This is a genomic window from Shouchella phoenicis (genome assembly GCF_047238345.1).
Lineage (GTDB): Bacteria > Bacillota > Bacilli > Bacillales > Bacillaceae_D > Shouchella.
In genome coordinates this window covers 2,750,900-2,773,787 of sequence record NZ_JBDFMQ010000001.1, presented here as the reverse complement: position 1 = coordinate 2,773,787, position 22,888 = coordinate 2,750,900, and the positions used below count along the sequence as shown (strand labels likewise).

The window sequence follows — 22,888 nt, the reverse complement described above, 5'->3', positions numbered from 1 at the left end:
TCATCCCTCCATATTCGCACAGACATTCTTTCCATATAGTTTACGTTCCGACACACATTTTATGCGACTAGGTCATAGACTAGAAAAGGATACATATGGAGAGGAGGAATGTTCATGCTTGAACGCAACTTGTATGATCATTATAAATTGTATTGCACGGAGCGGTTTGCCATTGGTGAGTTTGAAGGATTTCAAGCAAATCAAGAATCCTATTTAATTATCCCGAAAGAGGAATTGCAAATGGAGGAGGCACAAATGCTGGCTTTTTCCGATTATATGAGAACTGCTGGTGATCATTCCGTACTTGAACTTGTACAAAATCGATCAAATCAACCCTCTACTCTTATCGATGGTACAGAAGTCTACGTCTTTCACATTCCTTCTGTCCAAGAAGAACGTAGTATGAGAATTCGATCAACTCATGATCTAGGTGGACAGTTAAAAGGCTGGCATGCTAGAGGGCAACAAGGTGCAGGGAATTGGACGACGCTTCAAGCGAGTCGCTGGCCCTCTATCTGGGAGCAACGACTTGAGCAGCTTGAAAATTGGTACGCGCAAAAAAGAGCTACGGGACCATCTACACAAACGGACGAATTGTTTTTGTATACGTATCCTTATTTTATGGGAATGACGGAGAATGCGATTCAATACGCAGTAGACACAGAGATGGATATCCCAATGGAGCCAAGAGACAGTGGGACAATTTGTCATAACCGGTTTAAAGATACGTCGTGGCTGAAGGTTTCAGAGAGTGGGCAAATCATTAAATTACCAACAACCTTTTTATTTGATCATCCAGCACGAGACCTTGCCGAGTGGATTCGAGATCGACGTGTTCAGCAAGAACAAAGACAAACGCAGCAAGATATCGCTTCGTTTATGAGCGGTTATGAAGAAACGCAAGTGTTATCAAGGTTTTCATGGCAATTAATGTATTCGAGATTGCTTTTTCCACTGCATTATTTCGAATTAATTGAACACTATTATCGTGCACAAATACCAGGAGAGCAGTTGGGCTACTCAGAACAACTTAGCTCGTTTCTTGATAAGGAGAAACAAAATGGTGCTTTTCTAAATGAATTAGCGGAAGATGCGAAACTTCACCGTTATCAGTCGATTCCCGAATTGGATTGGATCATTGGGCAAAAAATTTAAGAATTTTCCTTGCAAAGAAAACAAACTCCCGCTATAATGTCCATTATATAAAGACATTAGTTCTTCTGAAAAAGACTTCGAGTTACCAATCGAACGTTTTTTACGGATAAGGAGTGGGGTAGTTGTTAATGTGGAAAGGGTTACTGCAAGAATATAGAACGTATTTACCAGTAAATGATCAGACACCAAAGCTTTCGCTAGGTGAAGGCAATACACCACTTGTGCAGTTTGAGCGCCTATCAGAACAATGGGGAATTGAGCTTTATGGAAAGTATGAAGGATTAAACCCGACAGGCTCATTTAAAGATAGAGGTATGGTCATGGCTGTTGCAAAAGCCGTTGAAAAAGGAAAAACGGCTATTATGTGTGCGTCAACAGGCAATACGTCAGCATCGGCAGCTGCTTACGGGGCTAAAGCTGGAATTCGTGTATTTGTCGTTATTCCGAAAGGGAAAATTGCGCAAGGGAAGTTAGCACAAGCCGTAATGTTAGGTGCAGAAGTGATTGAAGTGGAGGGAAATTTCGATCAAGCCTTACAAACAGTCCGTGAACTTACGCGCGATTCTTCTATAGAACTTGTAAACTCAGTAAATCCATACCGATTGGAAGGTCAAAAAACAGCAGCGTTTGAAATTTGTGATCAGCTTGGTTCAGCTCCAGATGTATTAGCGATTCCTGTTGGCAATGCTGGCAACATTTCTGCCTATTGGTTAGGATTTCAAGAATACCATCAAGCCTTTCAAACAGGGCTTCCACAATTACATGGCTTTCAAGCTGAAGGTGCTGCTCCAATTGTTCGGAATGAAGTTGTTGAGAATCCGGAGACGATTGCGACTGCGATAAGAATTGGGAATCCTGCGAGTTGGCAAAAAGCAACGGAAGCAGCAAAAGGTTCAAATGGCACGATTGATATGGTTTCGGATGAAGAAATTATTGAAGCTTATAAAGCGTTGGCCAAAAACGAAGGGATCTTTGCGGAGCCAGGATCTTGTGCATCGATTGCAGGCATAAAAAAAGCCGTTGCGAATGGTCAAATCGCCAAAGGGTCGAAAGTGGTTGCAGTATTAACAGGAAATGGATTAAAAGATCCTGTAACGGCAATGGATGTATCACCATCGAAGCGAGTTGTACTCCCGCATTCTACTGAAGCAATTAAAAATTATTTGCTCGGTAAAGAAATGGTGGTGTGACGATGCTTTCAATAACGATTCCTGCTAGTACTGCAAATTTAGGACCAGGGTTTGATTCAATTGGTATGGCGCTTAATCGGTATCTTTACTTAGAAGTGGAACGAGCTGAACAATGGTCGTTTCATTGTGATTCTCCAGGCTTAACGAATCTGAAACCAAATAATTTAATGGTTAAAGCCGCTGAATTTGCTGCAAAGCACTTACAAATCGACTTACTACCGTGTCGTGTCTCCATGAAAAATGAGATCCCGCTCGCAAAAGGATTTGGATCAAGTGCGGCTGCGATTGTAGCTGGCGTTGAAATCGCCTGCTATTGCGCAGAGAAAACGATTGCTCAAGTAGAGAAAGTGCGCATTGCTTCGTTGTATGAGGGACATCCCGATAATGTGGCACCGTCCATATATGGAGGGCTCATTATTGGGGCGCACCGTGAACACCGAACAGACGTTATTAAAGTTGAACAGCCACAAGTCGATTTGGTCGCGCTTGTTCCACCAGAGATATTGGAAACGAAGAAAGCGAGAGGCATTCTGCCAAAAGAGCTCGATTATAAGCAGGCCGTTCAAACGAGTGCATTAGCAAATGTGATGACTGCCGCAATGATGGCAAATAATTGGGCTTTAGTAGGCGAACTCATGATGGAAGATGAATTTCATCATCCTTACCGCAAACATCTCATCCCATATTGGGAAGAGGTGATGGCATATGTAAAGGATCACCCCTATGCATATGGTGCCGCATTAAGTGGGGCCGGTCCAACCGTACTTTGCTTTGTTGAGCAAGGAAACAGCGACATGTTTGCAAAAGAAGTGAAACGACGTTTTCCATATTTTGAAACACTGGTTCTACAACCTGAAACGGTTGGAACAGCCGTTTCAGTTGCCCAAGCATAGCTTGAAGAAGAATTGGCATACTACTCAAAAAAGGAGGCGTATGCATGTTACACGTTAGTGAGTTACAAGATGGTCAATCGGTCTTTGTTATTTATAGCAATCCCCACACCCCTACAGTTGCAACAATTCAAGAAGGCTACATTTCGGTCGATTCACTTGGCACATCTGTTGTTGTCTATGATTATTATCACACTCTAGAAGAAGATGACGCTGTATTTGCCTCTTATGAAGATGCAGAACAAGTATACAATCAGTATATGATGTAAAAAGAAGCAAACCTAGATCTTTCTAGGTTTGCTTTCTTTGTCGAGAGACTTAGGACTGGCCCTCTTCCTCTTGCTTTTCCTCTTCAAGAGCATCAATACTGATTTCGCGATTCCGCTTTTTTTCTATAAGCGCACGCTTTTCATCTGGGTGAAGCTCTTCTGCATGCTCTGTTTGATACATTTCTGCTTCATGCATGCGCCGTTTCGTGTCATCAATCATTGATTGAATTTTTTCTGCATTGTCACTGCGATCGTCGTGGTTTGCCATAAAAATGTTAGCCTCCTTTAGTAGAAGTATTCTACAAAAAGTGGCGAATATGTACGTAAAAAAGCAGTAAAGCGAATGCTTTACTGCTGAATAAACTGGTGATTAAAATACTTGCTCGATTTCGACAACCCCTGGTACTTCTTCTAAAAGGGCACGCTCAATCCCAGCTTTTAACGTAATTGTAGAGCTTGGGCAAGAACCGCAAGCACCAAGAAGGCGTACTTTTACGATTCCTTCTTCCACATCAACAAGTTCAACGTCTCCGCCATCACGTAGCAAAAACGGACGAAGCTTATCCAATACCTCTTGTACTTGCTCCATCATATCTGTGCTTGTTTCCATTTGGAATCACTCCTTTCATCATACTCTCATTATAATCGTCTAGAAAAAAAAAATCCATGCATCTGCACAATTATTTTTTGTGGATTCCCTTCTGCTTCTCCTGTAAGCTTATTATAAAGGCGATAGAGAGGGTGGAAGGCGTGCCAAAAATTGAATTTACTGTGTATGGCGCAGAACAGAAATGTGCATCTTGCGTACATTTGCCAAGTGCATTAGAAACAAAAGAATGGCTCGAGGCAGCTTTAGCACGAAAATTTCCTGACGAAGTGATTTCCTTTCATTATGTTGACATTCAAGCACCGCAGACGGAGCAGGAGCGAGAATGGTCTGAAAGCATATTGAATGAAGAGTTTTTTTATCCACTTGTTCTGCTAAATGGAGAAGTGATTGCGGAAGGGAATCCCCAGCTAAAAAAAGTAACACAAAAAGTGGAAGCGGCTCTTTCCCTTTAAGAAAAGCGCTAAGGAATGTTCATTCCTTAGCGCTTGTTTGATCATCCACTGTGATATTTGTACATCCATAGAACACCACTTTTTAAGATTCGAGCGACCCGACCTGTTAGCGGACGTTCGCCCATCATACCAAAACCGTGTTTCTTCCCTAATGAACCAAGGACACCTTTTAATTTAATTCGCGGCATCTCTTCAGGTAAGGACTCACCTTTCCATTGGTGCTTTAGGATCGAAACAATTTGTTCTGCTTGACCTTCTGCTAGTTGCGCACTCGGTGCATGAGGCAAGCTTGCACAATCACCTACTACGAAAAGATCGGGATGGTCTGGAATAAAGTGTTGAGGTGTTAATACAACACGACCTGAGCGATCTTTTTCCACATCGAGTTCACGTACGACGTTAACTGGTTGTACCCCAGCTGTCCAAATCACGACATCACTTTCAATTCGTTCGTCATGATTGTAAAGAGCTCCTGGCTCCACTTTTGTGATATTGGAGTTATTGCTTACGTCAACTCCGTGTTCAATAAACCAATTTTGAACATAGGAGCTTAATTTTTTTGGAAATTGACTCATAACCGATTCGCCACGATCAAAAAGTTTAATAGAAAGATCCGGACGGCTTTCTCGAAGTTCACTTGCTAACTCCACGCCGCTTAACCCAGCTCCAACGATGGATACAACCCCTTCAGGTCGAACATTATTTAAGGCTTCATACGTGCGACGCGTTGCGCTCATTGTCTGGATGCTGTACGTATAAGTATCTGCACCAGGAACCCCGTGGTACTTATCTGTGCATCCTAAACCGATGACTAATTTATCAAAGGGGATGGTTTCGCCATTGCTTAATTCAATTAAATGATCGTTCGCGTGAATGGTGGAAACCGTCGCGTATTTAAGTGTTAGCCGTTCATCTTCTGGTAGAGACACCCTTAAATGGTGGTCGGAAGCCGTTCCAGCAGCAAGTGCATAGTATTCGGTCTTTAAGCAATGATAAGGCATTTCATCAACAAGAATAATTTCCCAGTCTTTTGGCAAGTCATTAGGCAATAGTCTTTGCAAGACACGCATGCCGCCATAACCAGCTCCAAGTACAACGAGTTTCTTCATAAGTAGAGATCTCCTTTTAAGCGAAATTGCTTTAAAACTAGTTTCGATTAGGGACATCGCTTGATGGACAAGTCCCATTCTTGTTCCTTCTTGACGAAAGGCACTCATCGTATAACCGATATGGCTATTGATGATATGGGCGTAATGCTCTGCCTCTTCGCCTGTAAGCACCAAGTCTGCCTCCTCTAACAATTCAACCCAATAGGCATGCAAACGCTTTTCGTTTTCAATGACGTTTTTCCAGGTTTGGATTGTTAGACTTGGATGGATATCATAATCTTTCAATAAATACAGTAAACTTGATCGAATTTGTGTTAATACATTCGATACAGGGAGGATGCTTGTACGTTGCTCCATTAATTGGAGTAACTGCTTCTCGAATAAGGCATGTAAAATCGATTCTTTTGTTGGAAAGTGATTAAAGAACGTCCCTTTTGCAACTTGTGCGCCTTTTGTAATTTCTTCAACAGTCGTTTGCTCGAAACCCTTTTCATAAAAAAGAATAACGGCAGACTCTAAGATAGCTGAACGTGTTCGAGATTTTTTTGTTTTGTTCATGTATACCTAACCGTTCCGAATTTACGGCTATCCTTCACCTCGGTACATGTTTAGTACGATTTAAAATTGACTCTGGTCAGTTTTGATTATACCGATTGCGCTTTCTTTCGACAACCCATAAATGCGAGTTTCTCTTTTTATTTCTGAATCGCTGCAGATTGACTTTATATGACCGACAAAGTAGCATAAAAAAAGAGGTGAAGCAAGTGAATGTACGAATTGAATGCTGTATGACCAATTTAGATGAGGGAACGATTGAGGCGATTAAGCAGCTACAATCAGTTCCTAATACAGAAATCATTGATTACGGGTGTTTATCCTATTGTGGAACATGCAGACATGAACATTTTTTACTTGTAAACGATACGTACATTGCTGGGACGACCGTAGATGAGCTTGTGAAGCATGTCATGAATTATGTGTCAGCCCTTAACGAATAAACAAAAAGATACATTAAAAATGAGGAGGCAGTCATCTTGCAGCACATACCATTTAGTCATACTTGGCCATATGAAGTTCAGGGAAAAGACATTTATGTTGAAGAATGTCCATATTGTCAGCAACAGCATGTGCTGACATCTATGAAGCAAAAAGACTTGAAGCTTGCTAAAGAACAATTTAAAGTGCGTTTAAATATGCCATGCTGTCATAGCGTGATGGTCGTTTTAGAAGCAGATGAAGACTATTTTTGGGCAAATGAACCATTAAGAAGGTGAAGATGATGAAGTTTACAAAAATGCACGGTTTAGGAAATAGTTATATTTATGTGAATATGTTTAAGGAGAAAATACCCGAAAGTCAGTTGAGTGAAACCGCTGTGCGCGTAGCAGATAAGAATAAAGGAATTGGAAGTGATGGGATGATTTTAATTTATCCGTCACAAAAAGCGGCTGTGAAGATGCGTGTGTTTAACAACGATGGATCTGAAGCAAAAAACTGTGGAAATGGCTTACGTTGTGTTGCGAAATATAGCTATGAACATGGATTGGTTTCAGAAAGCGATTTTTCAATAGAAACAGCAGGTGGAATGGTGGAAGCAACAGTTTTTCCAGATAAAGCTGGGATCGTGTCGTCGGTCACGATTAATATGGGTAAACCACGATTGCTAGCGGGAGAGATTCCAATGAAGGCAGAAGATCTTAAGCAAAAAGTAATAGCCAAACCGGTTGACGTAGCAGGGGAGGTCGTTGAACTAACCGCTGTTTCTATGGGCAACCCTCACGCCGTTCAATTTGTTGACAACATTGAAGAAGCTCCAGTGGAAGCGTTAGGCCCTATACTTGAAAAACATGCGCTCTTTCCAGAGTGGGTGAATGTAGAATGGGTTGAAGTCGTAAATAAATCAGACATTCATTTTCGTGTTTGGGAGAGAGGTTCTGGCATTACGCAAGCGTGTGGAACAGGTGCGTGTGCCGCGGTTGTAGCGAGCGTCTTGAATGGTCACTTAGAAAAAGAAACAGATGTCGTGGTGCATTTATTAGGCGGAGATTTACAGATTAAATGGAAAGATAATGGCGACGTCTTGATGAATGGACCAGCCGAGTATATTTGCAGTGGAGAATGGTATTTATAACGAAAAAGGAGCTTGCAACGAATACGCTGCAAGCTTCTTTTTTAATATTCTTTAATGATGTTATAAAATGTGTCTCGTTCAACAGGGTTTTTGCCTGCGCTTTTAATCATATGAATGAGCTCTTTTCTTGTAATTCCAGCAGAAGTAAGGGCTCCAACGGAATGAGAAATTCGCTCTTCAATTAATGTACCATGGATGTCGCTTGAGCCAAATGTTAATGCCATTTGTGTTAATTGCACACCGATGTTGATCCAATACGCTTTAATATGCTGGAAATTATCGAGCATTAAGCGGCTAACCGCGATTGTTCTCATGTCATCATAAGCAGAAGTACGTCTGTTTAACCCTGCTTTTACATTTCTAGGCTGCATCGCTAATGGAATAAACACCATAAATCCATTCGTACGATCTTGTAATTCACGCACACGCTGCATATGGATTAAACGCTCTTCATGGGATTCAACCGAACCATAAAGCATCGTTGAATGCGTACGAAGTCCCAAGTTATGAGCGGTTTCATGTGCTTCGAGCCACTGGTCTGTTGAAGCTTTTTCCGGACTCATAATCGCGCGGTAACGCTCTGTTAAAATTTCAGCGCCTCCACCAGTAAGTGTAGATAAGCCCGCGTCCATTAAGGTTTGGATGACTTCTTTCATTGAAATTCCAGCAAGACGAGAGAAAAATTCAATCTCGGCTCCGGTGTATGCTTTAACCGTTACTTGCGGATAGTGCTTTTTCAACGTTTTCACGATATTCACATAGTAGTCAAAGCCAACTTCATTGTTGTGCCCGCCGACAATATGGAATTCGCGAATGTTGTCATTCCAGCGATCTGAAACGTATTTTAATAAAGCTTCTTCATCCATTGTATAAGCGCCTTCTTCACCAGGCTTGCGCTTAAATCCGCAGAAGCCACAATTCGCTTCACATACATTTGTTGGATTAATGTAGAGGTTCTCAATAAAATAAACGTTCTGACCATTTTTTCTTTCATTTACAAGGTTAGCTAATTGAGCAACACCAAGTAAATCTGGTGTTTCATATAATGTTAGGCCGTCTTCTATGGATAAGCGTTCACCGTTCAAAACTTTTTCTTTTACGTCTTGAAGTTTTGTGTCTGTCAAAAGCACACTCATCTTCGGATTCCTCCTTTAACAACATCGCTTGGTGCATCGTACGAAGTCTATTAGTTGATCACGTATTCTATTATACTACTACATATTTAAGAATGAAAGGAACGTAAAACGATCATACAAGAAAATAAGCAGAATGACATATTGAAACATCATGCTTGGCCGAGGTAATATACAGGGTGGTGAATACTTATAATCTTGGAGGTAAGTAAAATTGAAAACACGGCATGATCGATGTTTGGATAAGTTAGAATTGTTACGCCAAGAGATGTTACTAGCAGCTAAGCGACATGGATTAAACCATCCTCTTGTCCTCACATATAGTGAACAAATTGATGATATACATAATGATTTAATGCGCAAAGATCAATGTCCAATTAAGTAGTATGACTTGAGTATCAAAACGAAAGGGTCTATACTATAGGAAAGATAAAAAGGGAGGCACGAACATGATTACTCTAACAGATGCAGCGGCAGCGCAAATTCTTTCAATGAAGAAAGACGAAGGCGACGATTCATTAATGCTACGAATCGGTGTACAAGGCGGAGGCTGTTCTGGTCTTTCCTATGGCATGGGTTTTGATGATGAGAAAGCGGAATCCGATACACAATTCCAAGTCAATGGACTCGATATTTTAGTGGATCAGGAAAGTGAACCGATCATTAAAGGATTAGTGATTGATTATAAACAAAATATGATGGGCGGCGGATTTACAATTGATAATCCAAACGCCATTGCCAACTGTGGATGTGGCTCTTCTTTCAGAACCGCTACAAACGCAGGTACACCGGAAAACTGTTAAAGAAAGAACCGAAGACTTTTGTCTTCGGTTCTTATTTTTGTTCTGGCTCTAAATAATGGTTATAACGTTTTTCTAGATACCGCTGTAACCAAGCAAGTAGCGAACAGACGCCCCAGTATATGAGTGCTGCGACGACAATAACGGTTAAATAGTTAAATTCCCGTCCGCCAATGATCCGAGCTTGATACATTAATTCAGGTAAGGCAATCGTAGACGCAATGGACGTTGATTTAATTAATGTTAAAAAGACGTTACTCAATGGTGGCAGGGCAATCCGAATTGCTTGTGGCAAAATAATGTAGCGCATCGCTTGCCATTTTCTTAATCCTAAAGCAGCAGCAGCTTCTTGCTGGCCATAAGAAACCGATGAAAGTGCTGAGCGATTCACTTCTGCAATATATGCAGACGTATTCAAACTAAACGCAACAATCGCAGCAGCGACAGCACTTAAACTTAAGCCAAGCTCCGGCAAAGCGGCATAGAGTAAGAAAAGAAGCACAAGTATTGGCACACCACGGTTGAACGATATAAAGAGCATGCTCGGCCATCGAACATATCTATGGGTAGACATACGGCCGAGTGCTAAAAATAACCCAAGTATCATGGCAATGACCATACTCACAACAGCGACGAGCATTGTATATTGCAGACCTTTTAAAATGAATGGGAAAGACTCAATTGCTAGCGTAAGGTCAAATGAACTCATAGATGAACATTCCTTTATTATTCAAAATCAATATCTGGAAGTTCAGTTACATCGTAGCCTTCAAAAAATTCTTCTGAAAGGGCTGTAGCTGTACCATCATCCAATAATTGCGTTAATGCATCATTCACGGCTTCTAGCAAAAGAGGCTCGTCCTTCGCCATCATCATCCCTTGTTCGCTTGGGTCATAGAATAAGGTCGGATGAATTTGGACGGCTATATCTGAAAGATGATTTACGGTGATAGACTGAAGATAATAATCATTTAAGACCACATCTCCTTGTCCATTTTCAACAGCGCGCAAATAAACATCATTTGTCACATTATCAAAATAGGTAGGTGTAGCTCCGTATTCTTCAGCTTTTTGCATATAAGTCGTGTTCATTGCGCCAAGCGCTATTTTTCCATCTAAATCTTCAAGAGATTCAATTCCTGATAAATCATCTTCTCGAACAATCGCACTTCCAAATGAGTATTTATACGGTGTGGAAAAATCAAAGTTTTCTTCTCGCTCCTCAGTAATCGCTAAGCTGTTTGCAGCAAGATGTACGCGACCGCTATTTAACGCTTGTGTCATCGTATCCACGCCAATTTCCTCAAACTCAACTTCAACATCAAGAAGAGCAGCAATTTCCCTTACAAGTTCAACTTCGTAGCCCGTTAATTCATCATCTTCAGAATGATACGACGTTGGAAACAACGTTCCCGCTGTGGCAACCGTCATCGTTCCAGACTCTTGAATCGCATTCCAAGCTTCATTTCCGCTTGTCTCGTCCGTTTCATCAGATCCGCAAGCGACGAGAAAAGTCGTTGCAAGTAAAGAAGGAAAAATAAGTTTTTTCATTGATGTAAATCCCCCTAATTCAATATCCTTAGTAAGTATGCACCGATTAAGCAAAACAATCAAGGTGTAAACAGTTTCTTCCATTATAAAAGAATACCCTTAAAATCAATGTTGTCGCAAGCACTGCGACGAAATTGTATTTTCCTTTTGTTGAAGGGCACGCTATAGGTGGATAAGATTGAATTAAAGTATATACACGAATAGGAGGAAATACGATGGCCGAGAAAAAAAGCATTCGGTCCCGCGTACAAAAGTTTGGGAGTAATTTAAGTAGTATGATCATGCCAAACATTGGCGCGTTTATTGCCTTTGGTACGATAACCGCAATTAATGCTTTCTTCATGATAGAAATTTTGGACAATATGGTCCAACCGATGATTTATTTCTTACTACCGCTTTTAATTGCATACACAGGTGGTAAGCTTATTCACGATATGCGTGGAGGTGTCGTTGGTGCGACAGCACTTATGGGTGTAATTGCAGCCGTACCAGACGCACCAATGTTTATCGGAGCGATGGTGATGGGACCACTTGGTGGGTATGTCATCAAAAAGTTTGATCAGCTCATTGAAGGGAAAATTAGACAAGGGTTTGAAATGCTTGTTAATAACTTCTCTGCTGGTTTAATTGGTGCCGCTTTAGCTGTCATTGGTTCTTTAGTTGTAGCACCACTTGTTCAAGGCTTAACGGAAATTTTAGGGCGTGGAGCAGATCTTTTAATCTCAACAGGACTTCTTCCGCTTGTAAGTATTATTATTGAGCCTGCAAAAATTCTCTTCTTAAATAACGCCATCAATCATGGTGTACTTGTACCTTTAGCAGCTACTCAAGCAGATGAGTTAGGAAAATCAATTTTTTACTTATTAGAAGCCAACCCAGGACCTGGTCTAGGAATTTTACTGGCGTTCATGATTTTTGGTAGAGGTGCTGCTCGTGGATCTGCATACGGAGCAGGAATTATTCACTTCTTTGGTGGTATTCACGAAATCTACTTCCCTTATGTGTTAATGAAGCCACTAATGTTTGTTGCTGTTATCTTTGGTGGGGCATCTGGTGTACTCGTCTTTAATTTATTTGAAGTAGGTTTAGTAGCACCGGCTTCACCAGGTAGTATTATCCCAATAATGGCTTTAACGGCACAAGGGGATTATCTAGGCGTGATTTTAGGTGTGCTTGTTGCAACAGCTGTTTCCTTTGTAATTGCTTCTCTTGTACTTCGCTTCGATAAAAAAGGCGAAGATGATAACATTGAAGACGCGCAAGCAAAAATGCAAGACATGAAAGGAAAGAAATCATCTGTCATTGCTGATGCAGGTCAGTCACAAGCAACTGGTTACGCAAATGTTTCATCCATTATCTTTGCATGTGATGCCGGAATGGGTTCAAGTGCGATGGGCGCATCGATCATGAAAGATCGCGTGAAAAAAGCAGGAATTGATGGGGTATCGGTTGCAAATACATCGATTAGCAATATTCCTGATAGCGCAGACCTTGTGATTACCCATAAGGACTTAACGGAACGTGCGAAGCAAAAAAATCCGTCTGCCATTCATGTATCCGTAGACAACTTTATGAATAGCCCGCGCTACAATGAAATCATTGAAGATTTAAAAGGTGGCGACTCGGCTGAAGAGCCAGTGGAAGCCGAAGCGGTACAAGAAGATGTCGATAAAATTATCTTTGCATGTGATGCTGGAATGGGTTCAAGTGCGATGGGTGCTTCTTTATTAAAAAATAAGTTTAAGAAAGCAAATATCGAGGGTATTCATGTATCGAATACAGCGATTAACTCCATCCCATCGGATGCTGATATTGTCATTACCCATAGAGATTTAACGGAGCGTGCGAAGCAAAAGTTACCTGATGCTGAACATATCTCTGTAGAAAACTTCATGAACAGTCCGAAGTATGATGAGTTAATTGAACGCTTGAAATAAAAATTGGCATCCCTAACTCTAGGGATGCTTCCTGCTTTAGATGGAGGTTTTTTATGTGTTCTTAACGGCGAGAGAGCGTTTGCTATTAAGGGTGTTAATCGATCATGACTCTGGAATCGGCATGAAGCAACTAGCGGATGCGGCATCAGTTAGTTTGCGTACGGTCCAACGTGATCTTAAACAACTGGAAAAGACACTTGTGAACCAACACCTACAGTTGCAAAGGAAGCCACACTTAAAGATTGTTGGAAACGAGAAACAAAAGCAGCAGCTGCTTGAAAGATTATCGGAAGGAGTTCAGAACGACTTTACCGCTCAAGAACGTATTAGCTTATTAATTGCCAGCCTTTTAGATGCAAAAGAACCAATAAAGCTTTATACGTTGGCAAAAGATCTAAATGTTGCCGTTGCAACGGTTAGTTCGGATCTCTACAAAGCGAGTGAGTGGCTAGAGCGATTTGGAATTGAGCTTGTCCGGAAAAGAGGTTTCGGAATTGAGGCGGTTGGGAATGAGACGTCTATCCGCCGCGCGATGTCTGCCGTTCTGTCTGAACATTTAACAGAAGAAACTTTTTATCAAGCTGTTTTTTCGAAAGACCTACAGCAAGAAGTTGCCAATCGACTGCTTCATTTTGTGGATTTACAAACAATACGAAGTGTCCAACTAACGTTGTCTGAATTACAAGCAGAATCATTAGAACGGTTAACGGATCAATCTTATGTTGCGCTTGTCGTTCACATCACTTTAGCGGTTGAACGAATTCGTCAAGGTGAGAAGATTCAAATGGACGCTGGACAACTTGAAGTGCTGAAGCGAGAGAAAGAAGTGGTGCCATTGGCACAAAAGCTGGCTCGTGCACTTGAGCGAACATTTTCTGTTCATATTCCAAAAGAAGAAATTGGTTATTTGATCATGCATCTTCGGGGGACGCGAACCTCACAACCATTTGAAGAAACATTAGTGAAGGGGAACCCGGAACTTTCTTACCGTGTCAAAGCGTTTATTCGAGAAATGGAAGTAACGCTACAGATGACCTTTAGTGACCCGTCATTTTTTCAAGGGTTGATGGCGCATTTACGTCCAACAATTTACCGTGTCGAGCAACAAATGAAAATTCACAATCCGTTATTAGAGCAAATTAAAGCGGACTATCAAGAACTTTTTGAGACGACGAAAGAAAAGGCGAATAAAGTATTTGCGCCAATCGTGTTACCTGACGAAGAGATTGGATTCTTGACGCTACATTTCGGGGCTGCTATGACACGTAAGAAAAACCGCCACTCTTTGCGGGCGCTGGTCGTCTGTTCAAGCGGCATTGGTTCGGCGAGAATGTTATCTAGCCGAATTCGTGATGAATTCCCTGAAGTTAAGTCTATTACCCTCGCTTCAATGTTGGAGCTTGATCAATTTGATCCTCATTCATTTGATCTATTTTTATCAACGGTTCGGTTAAATGAACAAAAGCGACAGGCCATTCATGTTAGTCCAGTATTAACAGACAATGAAGTGACGATGATTCGTACGTATCTTGATAGTCATAATGAACAAACGCCTATGCTTAACCTTCCACCTAAAAAAGAGGGAAGTACCCCAACTTCCATGAAAGAAATTATCAATATGAGTTTGTACATTGAACAAGTGCTTGATTCTATTTTTCATTGTGACGTTATTTCCGTTGAAGACGGGCTTGGAATGGTTATTAGACAGTTGGAAGAAAAGGGGAAGGTTAAACAGAAAGAGCGTGTTCTGTCGTCGCTACAAGAAAGAGAAGCGCTCGGAGGTTTAGCGATTCCAGGTTCGGGGTTAGCATTATATCATACGAGAACAGCGGATATAATTACGCCTGTATTTGGGATACTATCATTGACGACCCCAGTAACGGTCCAATCAATGGCTGGCGAGAATGAAGAAATTACAAGAATGATCCTTATGCTCGCACCGATTCAATTAACAGAGCAACAACTAGCTTATATGAGCTATTTAAGTATCTTATTGATTGAATCAGAAGAACAAACGAGATTGTTTAAAGAGGAATCGATAAAAGAAATTAAATCGTTGCTCGAAGAAAAAAGTAAAACATTTCTAATCAGATTTATAAATGAAGGAGTCGATACAACATGAGTATTTTAAAAGAAGAAAACATCCGATTAAACGTTAAAGTAAGTTCAAAAGAAGAGGCGATTCGTCAAGCTGGAGAAATCCTTGCTGAACAAGGATATATTAGCGAAAACTACATCGATAAGATGTTCGAAAGAGAAGAAGTGACATCCACGTATATGGGGAATCTTCTAGCAATTCCTCACGGTACAGAAGACGCAAGAGACGAAGTACGTTCTTCGGGCTTGTCGATTCAATTACTTGATGAAGAGTTGGATTGGAACGGAAACCCTGTTCAGCTTGTTATTGGGATTGCAGGAAAAGGAGACGAGCATTTAGCGATTCTTTCGCAAATTGCGATTGCTTGTTCAGAAGAAGAAAATGTTCGCGAACTATTAAAAGCCACTTCAGAAAAGGACGTCCTTGATTTCTTCTCCGAGGTTGCTGAATAATGAAAGCTGTTCACTTTGGTGCAGGTAATATAGGAAGAGGATTTATTGGCGCTTTATTAGCCGATGCAGGCTATCAAGTTCAGTTTGTGGATGTGAATGATGCCGTCATTAATGCATTAAATGAACGGGCTCGCTATGATGTTCACGTTGTAGGTGAGCAAAACCATTCGTTCACTGTGGAACACGTTTCCGGAATTAATAGCAAAACAAATGAGGCTGCCGTTCTTGATGCAATTGCACAAGCAGATATCATCACAACAGCAGTTGGGCCACATATTTTGCCAATGCTTGCAGGAACAATTGCAAAAGGTCTTTTAGCGCGAACTTCAACTAAGCCAGTGAACGTGATTGCTTGTGAAAATGCGATTCGAGCTACTTCGCAATTAAAAGAAGCCGTTGTCTCACAGTTAACCTCAGATGAATGGGAAGCAGTAAATGCGTATACTGGTTTTGCAGATGCTGCTGTAGACCGTATTGTGCCGAATGTACAGTCTGATGATGTGTTGTCTGTAACCGTAGAACCCTTTTTTGAATGGGTTGTCGAAGAGCCTTCATTAAAAGGTGAATCGATTTCATTAGGTGAAGCAAAACGTGTTCAAGACTTGGCACCGTTTATTGAAAGAAAGCTTTTTACTGTTAACACTGGTCATGCGGTTGCTTCATATGCTGGTTTTCAAGCAGGGATTGAGACCATTAAAGAAGCGTTGGCTCAAGATTACATTAAACACCGTGTGCGTGGTGCATTAAATGAAACAAAAGCAATCTTAGTTGAGGATCATGGATTTGAGGCAGAAGAACAAGAAGCTTATATTAATAAAATCATTTCGCGTTTTGAAAATCCTTATTTAGAAGATAAAGTGAACCGTGTCGGTCGAGGACCGATTCGCAAATTAGGAGTAAACGATCGACTTGTGAAGCCAGCAAAAGCTTTGGCTGAAAAAGGACTTCACCCAGAGTCCCTTGTAGAAACGATTTATGACGCCTTACACTTTTATGATGAGACAGATGAGGAGAGCGTAAAGCTTAAGCAATTAATCTCGGATAAAGGCTGTATTGGCGCGTTTACGAGCATTACAGGATTAGAAGAATCACATCCACTTGTTCATTTATTGAAGAAACGTTTCTAGAAATAAAAAAGCTCGTGCATAGAGTAGGTTCTATGTACGAGCTTTTTCTTATTCAAATATACTTGTGGAATGACCTGGAAAGACACGTGCTTTAGGATCAATGTATACTTTGGCGTTATTAACAGCTGTTGGTGCTTCACCAAATCCAGTCGCAATTAGCTTTACTTTTCCATCGTATGTGCTAACGTCTCCTGCTGCATAGACGCCTTCAATGTTTGTTTCCATTTTTGTGTTTACTTGAATGGCATTTTTATGAATGTCTAAGCCCCATTCTTTAATAGGTCCTAATGTAGATACAAAGCCAAATGTGACAACAACATCATCAACTTCGATCGTTTCTGTTTCTTCGCCTTTTACTTTTGTGAAAGTCACAGCAGACACACGATCATTTTCTCCATGCAGTTCAGTTGTTTCAAATGGTGTAAGGAGTCGCACATTTGATTTTTTCAATAAGTCAACGCTATGCTCGTGAGCACGGAATTCATCGCGGCGGTGAACTAGCGTCACTTCTTTTGCGATTGGTTCAAGCATAAGTGCCCAGTCAACCGCAGAGTCGCCTCCACCAATCACAGCGACACGCTTACCTGTAAAAGCAGATAAATCACGGATAAAATAATGGATATTTTGATCCTCGTATTGCTCTGCTCCGTCTACTTTAAGCTTTCTTGGAGCAAAGGCACCGGCACCAGCCGTAATTAATACCGCTTTTGTTGCATGAGATTGCTTATTTGTGGTTAATGTAAACGTATTATCTTCTTCTTTCGTTAACGTTTGTACCGCTTCTTCAAGCGCAAGCTCTGGATTAAACTGCTGAGCTTGTGCAGTGAGTTGATCCACTAAATCTTGTGCTTTTACGTTCGGAAAACCAGCAACATCATAAATATATTTATCAGGATAAAGCGCTGAAAGTTGGCCGCCTAATTGGGGCATACTTTCAATAACTTTCACTTTCATTTGGCGCATTCCTGCATAAAAGGCAGCAAAAAGTCCAGCTGGACCGCCACCGATAATGGTTAAGTCATATAAATCTTCACGTTCTTCCAATGTGTTACCCCCCAGACTGAATTGAGATCCTTTCTCATTATACATGGTGGTGGAAACAAATACAAAGGGCAGCAATTAAACCAAACTTTTTTATGCAATGGAGTTGAATTTTGAAGAAAAAACGAATATTATTAGAGTGTTGGATTATATGACGATTATATGAAATTCTCTAGTTATGAATTAGAACGTGAAATTGATCACAAACATAAACGCCATACGAATTAAAATACTGACAATTGGAAGTGATTTGAAGTGAACAAAGCAAAAATCGTTATTGCCGGAGCTGGATACGGTGGTATGAATACAGCGGTAACGTTGTCAAAAAAATTAGGACATAATGATGCATCGATTACACTTGTGAATAAGCATGACTATCATTATCAAACGACATGGTTACACGAGCCGGCTGCTGGAACAATGGACCCAGACCGTACGCGTGTTAAAATTTCTGATGTATTAAATACGAATAAAGTAAATTTCGTCCAAGATGAAGTGCTTGAAATTAAAACAGACGATAAAAAAGTAATGCTTAAAGATGGCGAATTAGAGTATGACTACCTTGTTGTATCGTTAGGTGCTGTTTCTGAAACATTTGGTATTCCAGGTGTCCATGAACATGCATTTACAAAATGGACATTAAACGGTGCTCGTCAAGTGAAGGATCACATTGATGCACAATTTGCAAACTACAACAATACAGCGGATCCTCATGAAGGCATGCTAACATTTGTTGTGGCTGGAGCAGGATTTACGGGTATTGAATTTATTGGCGAATTATCTGAGCGTGTTCCTGAACTTTGTAAGAAATACGATGTACCACGTGAAAAGGTTCGTTTGTTCGTTGTTGAAGCAGCACCTAGTGCTCTTCCAGGATTTGATCCTGAATTAGTTGAATACGGGATGAACCTTCTTGAAAGCCGTGGGGTTGAATTCAAAATTAATACACCAATTAAGGAAGTAACTGCTTCTGGTGTTGTTGTTGGTGAAGGAGAAGAAATCAAATCGGAAACGATCGTTTGGGCTACAGGTGTACGTGGGAACCCAGTCATCGACAAATCTGGTTTTGAAGCGAACCGTGGCCGTATTAAGGTAGATCCAGATTTACGTGCACCAGGTTATGAAGATGTGTTCGTTATTGGCGACTGCGCGCTTATTATTAATGAAGAAGCGAATCGTCCTTATCCTCCAACAGCGCAAATTGCGATGCAAATGGCGAAAACGGCTGCAACAAACATTGAAACGCTAAACAAAGGCGGCTCAAGTTTAGAAAGCTTTAAGCCGGACATTAAAGGAACCGTCGCTTCTCTAGGCGGTAAAGAAGCAATCGGTGTCGTAGGATCTAAAAAGATTTACGGTGGTACGGCTAACTTCATGAAGAAGATGATTGATAACCGTGCGCTCTTTGTTCTTGGTGGACCAATGCTAACGTTGAAAAAAGGGAAATTCCCTCTATAATAGGTAGCAACTGAAAAATCAGTGAGGCTTGAAGCCTTACTGATTTTTTTAAGTTTGATTCGATATTGACTTACGGAAGCGCTTTTTCGTAAACTAAGAGGGGAGGATGAGTTATGGAAGGTATACATATCTTACAATTAATTGTTTCAATCATATTGTTCTTTATTCTATTTGCCGGGATTGGCTTTCTATTAAATATGGTGTTGCGTTTAACGTGGATCATGGCATTTATTTATCCGATCGTTGTGCTATTAATTGTGAATCAACAGCCGTATCGCTTCTTTTTTCAACAACCTGGAGAAGCATTTAGTCAGTTATTTGAGCGGGTAATTTCGCTGCATTTTGCTGACATTGTTGTGCTAACAAGCGGATTTCTTGGCGCAATCGCAGCCGGAATTATTATGAAATTATTAAGAAAAGCGGGCTATCAGATGTTTTAAACAGACTTGTTGAGAGAGTCTGTTTTTTTTTGCATAATGTCTCCTTTACTGGAAATGCTGTAGTAGAGGAGTGTGACAATTATATGTATAAAAACGCAACCTATAAATGGCTTTTTCGATCATTTATGTGTGTTCTCTTTATTGGTGCAGTACTTACTACATTTTCAGTATTTACCAATTTCCCATTCTCAACTATTCACGTGCAAGATATGAACGGAAAAGCGTTTCATGAACAGGATCGCTCGATTCCTGGTTTAACAGTGCCGACCTATACGCTTATGGAGGAAGAATTGGATACGACAGAATATAATCGTGTTCATGTAACGGCGACAGGGTATACAGCTGGAGTCGAATCAACCGGAAAATACCCAGGAGATCCAGCGTACGGCATTACCTTTTCAGGACTGCCTGTGCTAAGAGATTCTTATTCGACGGTTGCAGCAGACCCGTCGGTATTTCCTCTCGGAACAGTCTTATTTATTCCTGGCTACGGATATGGTGTAGTAGCAGATACAGGATCGGCGATAAAGGGAATGAAATTGGACTTATATTATGATTCCATTGATGATGTGTTTAATGAGTGGGGCAAAAAAGACCTAGATGTGTTCGTCATTAAAGAAGGTACAGGCTCGATTACGCAGGAAGAATTAAATGCATTAAATGAACGGACGAGCTATCACGAATTTAAACGTACCCGTGAAACATAAGGCTGGCCTTGCTACATAAAGTGGGGAAGTGAAGCGTTGCTTTGGCGTAAAAGGTAAATAAAAAGAATCTGCATGAGTGGTGATGACTCATACAGATTCTTTTTCTTGTTACCTTCTTTTAGATAGCGCTCAGGAGTGGATATAGAACAAAAGCGAGGATAATTCCTAGCAATGCTCCGAAAAACACTTCAATCGGTTGATGACCGAGTAATTCTTTAAGCTTTTGTTCATTTTCCTTTTTAGGCCACGTCTTTACTTCTTCTACTAATCGATTAAAATCGAGTACAAGTTGGTTTAAGACGGTTGCATGGTACCCTGCATGCCTTCTTACACCTGTAGCATCAAACATGACAACAACAGCAAATACTGCAGAAATAGCGAATAGAGAAGAGTCTAAACCGTGTTCAATAGCAATAGCTGTTGATACACCTGTTACTGCAGCGGAATGTGAACTTGGCATGCCGCCAGTGCTCGTTAAAAGAGACATGTTAAGCTTACGGGTAGCAAAAAATGCGAGTGGAATTTTAATGACTTGAGCCAATGCAATCGCAATTAAAGCTGTCCAAAGCGGGTAGTTCTGAAAGATTTCCATAGTTCCTTCCTTTCACTCTTCTCATTTATTGATGTGAATAGTATATCATAAGCGAATTGTGATTTCCTTTCAAGTCTAATCCTTTGAGACATTTTTTTAACATGCTATACTAGTTGCTAAAGAGAGGAGCTGTAAGAATGTTTAAAGAAAAAGCACAATGGAATGTTGGACAAATGGATGAGCAAGTGCTTGTTCTTGCTGTCTGGAATAAAGGCGATTTTTCAACAGGGGTTAAAGCGATCGATAAGGAAATGAACGGGCAATTAACGGAACTTTCTAAACAGAAATCGTTTCCGAACAAGAAAGGCTCTTTTACAGAACTGTTTACGCTCGGAACAATAGGGGTAAAGAAAATTTATGCCGTTTACCTAGGTGATGAAGGACAACTACATAAGGACGAGCTTCGAAATGCAGTAGGAAATGTAGGCTTAGCTTTAAAAAAGGACAAAGTCGAGCACGCAGCATTTGTCATTGATAGTTTCACAAAGGCTGGTCTCTCCTTAGAAGAGATTGCTTTCACTTGCGGGGAAGCCATTGCGTTAAGCTCTTATGACAAGCTTACGTATAAAGAAAAAACCAATGAAGTGAAAAAAGAGCTAACATCTGTTAGTTTTTATGTGGATGAAGAAGGATTCACCAAACATGCAGAGCTTGGGTATACATATGGAGAAGGAGCAAATACAACGCGCCGATTAGTAAACATTCCAGGGAACCTTCTGACGCCGACTGACCTTGCTGATGAGGCTAAAGCCATCGCTGACAAGCATCGTTTTGAGTTTAATGTGTTAGAAGAAGAGGAAATGGAAACCCTCGGTATGGGAGCGCTTTTAGCTGTATCCCGAGGAAGCGATCAACCAGCAAAAATGATCGTGATGCGCTATAACGGGGACAGTGATAGCGAGGAAGTAACTGCACTAGTTGGTAAAGGGTTAACCTTTGATGCAGGTGGTTATTCGCTAAAACCGGCGGCGAATATGCATACGATGAAAACCGATATGGGTGGTGCAGGAGCCGTACTCGGAGCGATGGACATCATCGGCCGAACAAAACCAAAACAAAACGTTCTATGCGTGATCCCTTCTAGCGAAAATTTAATAAATGGTTCTGCAATGAAGCCAGGTGATGTATTGCGAGCAATGAATGGGAAAACAATAGAAGTACGTAATACAGATGCGGAAGGTCGACTCATTTTGGCTGATGGGGTTGCTTATGCGGTTCAACTCGGAGCGACACGTTTAATTGATGTGGCAACGTTGACAGGAGCTTGTGTGGTAGCATTAGGGCAAGAAACGACAGGTGCTGTCACAAATAATGAGCGCTTAATGGAACGTGTACGTCAAGCAGGCGAAGAAACAGGTGAGCCAGTATGGGCATTTCCAAATAGCCAACCTTACAAAGATATGTTGAAAACAAGTGATGTAGCAGACTTAAATAATGCTCCTGGTCGAGCAGGTGGTAGCATTACAGCAGGATTATTCATTGGTGAGTTTGTAGGTTTAACGCCTTGGGTACATCTTGATGTCGCTGGAACGGCGTCAAAAGACAAAGGTTCATCAACAGGCCCTGCTGGAGCGACTGGTGTAATGGCTCGAACGCTTGCAAAGTTTGTAGAACAGTCGTAATAGAAGCGATTTAACAAATGGCTTAAAAGGTAAATTTGTATTAATACTTGTACCGCATGAATCATATCGTTATAATGAAGGATATTAATGAGTGGAACCTAGCCAAACAGAACGTTTCTGTATG

26 protein-coding genes and 1 pseudogene are annotated in these 22,888 nt (G+C 41.0%); 18 read left to right on the top strand and 9 right to left on the bottom strand.

Going from position 1 to position 22,888, the window contains the following annotated elements; all coding sequences use genetic code 11:
- Window positions 1-114 precede the first annotated feature (114 nt).
- From yutH to ABC361_RS14875, 4 genes are all read left to right on the top strand, one after another.
- Complete coding sequence (gene yutH, locus ABC361_RS14890) at window positions 115-1,155, top strand: spore coat putative kinase YutH (RefSeq protein ID WP_413074679.1); 1,041 nt, start codon at window positions 115-117, stop codon at window positions 1,153-1,155.
- A gap of 128 nt (window positions 1,156-1,283) precedes the next feature.
- A complete protein-coding gene (thrC, locus tag ABC361_RS14885; protein WP_413075782.1) occupies window positions 1,284-2,345 on the top strand; it encodes a threonine synthase in 1,062 nt (353 codons plus the stop codon).
- Between the two features lie 2 nt (window positions 2,346-2,347).
- Window positions 2,348-3,238: a homoserine kinase gene (thrB, locus tag ABC361_RS14880; protein ID WP_413074678.1), complete on the top strand. Its 891-nt coding sequence runs from the start codon at window positions 2,348-2,350 to the stop codon at window positions 3,236-3,238.
- Window positions 3,239-3,282: 44 nt separating this feature from the next.
- A complete protein-coding gene (locus ABC361_RS14875) occupies window positions 3,283-3,504 on the top strand; it encodes a transcriptional regulator SplA domain-containing protein (RefSeq protein ID WP_099301635.1) in 222 nt (73 codons plus the stop codon).
- A 49-nt stretch (window positions 3,505-3,553) separates the two neighbouring features.
- Here the strand turns inward: ABC361_RS14875 and ABC361_RS14870 are convergent, their stop codons facing one another.
- Both ABC361_RS14870 and ABC361_RS14865 read right to left on the bottom strand, forming a co-directional pair.
- Complete coding sequence (locus ABC361_RS14870; RefSeq protein WP_413074677.1) at window positions 3,554-3,772, bottom strand: small acid-soluble spore protein Tlp; 219 nt, start codon at window positions 3,770-3,772, stop codon at window positions 3,554-3,556.
- Between the two features lie 102 nt (window positions 3,773-3,874).
- Window positions 3,875-4,114 (bottom strand): NifU family protein, encoded by a 240-nt coding sequence (locus ABC361_RS14865; protein ID WP_413074676.1) that lies wholly within the window; start codon window positions 4,112-4,114, stop codon window positions 3,875-3,877.
- A 140-nt stretch (window positions 4,115-4,254) separates the two neighbouring features.
- Here ABC361_RS14865 and ABC361_RS14860 point away from each other — a divergent pair, with 140 nt between their 5' ends.
- Window positions 4,255-4,566 carry a YuzD family protein gene (locus tag ABC361_RS14860; RefSeq protein ID WP_413074675.1) on the top strand — a complete coding sequence of 104 codons (312 nt, stop codon included), beginning with the start codon at window positions 4,255-4,257 and terminating at the stop codon, window positions 4,564-4,566.
- Window positions 4,567-4,607: 41 nt separating this feature from the next.
- Here ABC361_RS14860 and ABC361_RS14855 read toward each other — a convergent pair whose 3' ends face one another.
- Together ABC361_RS14855 and ABC361_RS14850 are read right to left on the bottom strand one after the other, a co-directional pair.
- Window positions 4,608-5,675 (bottom strand): NAD(P)/FAD-dependent oxidoreductase, encoded by a 1,068-nt coding sequence (locus ABC361_RS14855; RefSeq protein WP_413075781.1) that lies wholly within the window; start codon window positions 5,673-5,675, stop codon window positions 4,608-4,610.
- Window positions 5,676-6,068: 393 nt separating this feature from the next.
- Window positions 6,069-6,233, bottom strand: a pseudogene (locus ABC361_RS14850) (TetR/AcrR family transcriptional regulator); the annotation flags it as partial.
- A 206-nt stretch (window positions 6,234-6,439) separates the two neighbouring features.
- Between ABC361_RS14850 and ABC361_RS14845 the strand changes: the two are divergent.
- Genes ABC361_RS14845 through dapF form a run of 3 tightly spaced genes read left to right on the top strand, consistent with a single transcriptional unit; the run spans window position 6,440 to window position 7,806 of the window.
- Complete coding sequence (locus ABC361_RS14845; RefSeq protein WP_413074674.1) at window positions 6,440-6,673, top strand: YuzB family protein; 234 nt, start codon at window positions 6,440-6,442, stop codon at window positions 6,671-6,673.
- A gap of 36 nt (window positions 6,674-6,709) precedes the next feature.
- Complete coding sequence (locus ABC361_RS14840; protein ID WP_413074673.1) at window positions 6,710-6,949, top strand: hypothetical protein; 240 nt, start codon at window positions 6,710-6,712, stop codon at window positions 6,947-6,949.
- Window positions 6,946-7,806 (top strand): diaminopimelate epimerase, encoded by an 861-nt coding sequence (dapF, locus tag ABC361_RS14835; protein ID WP_413074672.1) that lies wholly within the window; start codon window positions 6,946-6,948, stop codon window positions 7,804-7,806. The genes ABC361_RS14840 and dapF overlap by 4 nt, the downstream gene beginning before the upstream one ends.
- A 41-nt stretch (window positions 7,807-7,847) precedes the next feature.
- Here dapF and mqnE read toward each other — a convergent pair whose 3' ends face one another.
- Window positions 7,848-8,942: an aminofutalosine synthase MqnE gene (gene mqnE, locus ABC361_RS14830; RefSeq protein WP_413074671.1), complete on the bottom strand. Its 1,095-nt coding sequence runs from the start codon at window positions 8,940-8,942 to the stop codon at window positions 7,848-7,850.
- Window positions 8,943-9,153: 211 nt separating this feature from the next.
- Between mqnE and ABC361_RS14825 the strand changes: the two genes are divergently transcribed.
- The gene (locus tag ABC361_RS14825) at window positions 9,154-9,324 is read left to right on the top strand and encodes a Spo0E family sporulation regulatory protein-aspartic acid phosphatase (RefSeq protein WP_413074670.1); all 171 of its coding nucleotides are present in this window, start codon (window positions 9,154-9,156) and stop codon (window positions 9,322-9,324) included.
- Window positions 9,325-9,388: 64 nt separating this feature from the next.
- Complete coding sequence (locus tag ABC361_RS14820) at window positions 9,389-9,742, top strand: HesB/IscA family protein (protein ID WP_413074669.1); 354 nt, start codon at window positions 9,389-9,391, stop codon at window positions 9,740-9,742.
- A gap of 31 nt (window positions 9,743-9,773) precedes the next feature.
- Here ABC361_RS14820 and ABC361_RS14815 read toward each other — a convergent pair whose 3' ends face one another.
- Together ABC361_RS14815 and ABC361_RS14810 are read right to left on the bottom strand one after the other, a co-directional pair.
- On the bottom strand, window positions 9,774-10,448 hold the full coding sequence (locus ABC361_RS14815; protein WP_413074668.1) for an amino acid ABC transporter permease: 675 nt from the start codon (window positions 10,446-10,448) through the stop codon (window positions 9,774-9,776).
- A gap of 17 nt (window positions 10,449-10,465) precedes the next feature.
- Window positions 10,466-11,290 (bottom strand): transporter substrate-binding domain-containing protein, encoded by an 825-nt coding sequence (locus ABC361_RS14810; RefSeq protein ID WP_413074667.1) that lies wholly within the window; start codon window positions 11,288-11,290, stop codon window positions 10,466-10,468.
- 215 nt (window positions 11,291-11,505) lie between these two features.
- Between ABC361_RS14810 and ABC361_RS14805 the strand changes: the two genes are divergently transcribed.
- From ABC361_RS14805 to ABC361_RS14790, 4 genes are read left to right on the top strand one after another with little or no spacing between them, the layout of a single operon-like run.
- Entirely contained in the window at window positions 11,506-13,227 is a 1,722-nt protein-coding gene (locus tag ABC361_RS14805; protein ID WP_413074666.1) for a PTS mannitol transporter subunit IIBC, read from the top strand.
- A 55-nt stretch (window positions 13,228-13,282) separates the two neighbouring features.
- Window positions 13,283-15,349, top strand: a complete 2,067-nt coding sequence (locus ABC361_RS14800; protein ID WP_413074665.1) for a BglG family transcription antiterminator — start codon at window positions 13,283-13,285, stop codon at window positions 15,347-15,349.
- Entirely contained in the window at window positions 15,346-15,777 is a 432-nt protein-coding gene (locus ABC361_RS14795) for a PTS mannitol transporter subunit IIA (protein WP_255223745.1), read from the top strand. The genes ABC361_RS14800 and ABC361_RS14795 overlap by 4 nt, the downstream gene beginning before the upstream one ends.
- Window positions 15,777-16,904: a mannitol-1-phosphate 5-dehydrogenase gene (locus ABC361_RS14790; RefSeq protein ID WP_413074664.1), complete on the top strand. Its 1,128-nt coding sequence runs from the start codon at window positions 15,777-15,779 to the stop codon at window positions 16,902-16,904. The genes ABC361_RS14795 and ABC361_RS14790 overlap by 1 nt, the downstream gene beginning before the upstream one ends.
- 48 nt (window positions 16,905-16,952) lie before the next feature.
- On the opposite strand, the gene ABC361_RS14785 is transcribed toward ABC361_RS14790, so the two are convergent.
- The gene (locus tag ABC361_RS14785; protein ID WP_413074663.1) at window positions 16,953-17,948 is read right to left on the bottom strand and encodes an NAD(P)/FAD-dependent oxidoreductase; all 996 of its coding nucleotides are present in this window, start codon (window positions 17,946-17,948) and stop codon (window positions 16,953-16,955) included.
- A 252-nt stretch (window positions 17,949-18,200) separates the two neighbouring features.
- Between ABC361_RS14785 and ABC361_RS14780 the strand changes: the two genes are divergently transcribed.
- From ABC361_RS14780 to ABC361_RS14770, 3 genes are all read left to right on the top strand, one after another.
- Window positions 18,201-19,403 (top strand): NAD(P)/FAD-dependent oxidoreductase, encoded by a 1,203-nt coding sequence (locus ABC361_RS14780; protein WP_413074662.1) that lies wholly within the window; start codon window positions 18,201-18,203, stop codon window positions 19,401-19,403.
- A 113-nt stretch (window positions 19,404-19,516) separates the two neighbouring features.
- Window positions 19,517-19,843 carry a YuiB family protein gene (locus ABC361_RS14775; protein ID WP_255223742.1) on the top strand — a complete coding sequence of 109 codons (327 nt, stop codon included), beginning with the start codon at window positions 19,517-19,519 and terminating at the stop codon, window positions 19,841-19,843.
- Window positions 19,844-19,926: 83 nt separating this feature from the next.
- A complete protein-coding gene (locus ABC361_RS14770; RefSeq protein ID WP_413074661.1) occupies window positions 19,927-20,550 on the top strand; it encodes a 3D domain-containing protein in 624 nt (207 codons plus the stop codon).
- 118 nt (window positions 20,551-20,668) lie between these two features.
- Here ABC361_RS14770 and ABC361_RS14765 read toward each other — a convergent pair whose 3' ends face one another.
- Window positions 20,669-21,142 carry a divergent PAP2 family protein gene (locus ABC361_RS14765; RefSeq protein ID WP_413074660.1) on the bottom strand — a complete coding sequence of 158 codons (474 nt, stop codon included), beginning with the start codon at window positions 21,140-21,142 and terminating at the stop codon, window positions 20,669-20,671.
- 137 nt (window positions 21,143-21,279) lie between these two features.
- On the opposite strand from ABC361_RS14765, the gene ABC361_RS14760 reads away from it, so the two are divergent.
- The gene (locus ABC361_RS14760) at window positions 21,280-22,764 is read left to right on the top strand and encodes a leucyl aminopeptidase (protein WP_413074659.1); all 1,485 of its coding nucleotides are present in this window, start codon (window positions 21,280-21,282) and stop codon (window positions 22,762-22,764) included.
- The last annotated feature ends 124 nt before the right edge of the window (window positions 22,765-22,888 follow it).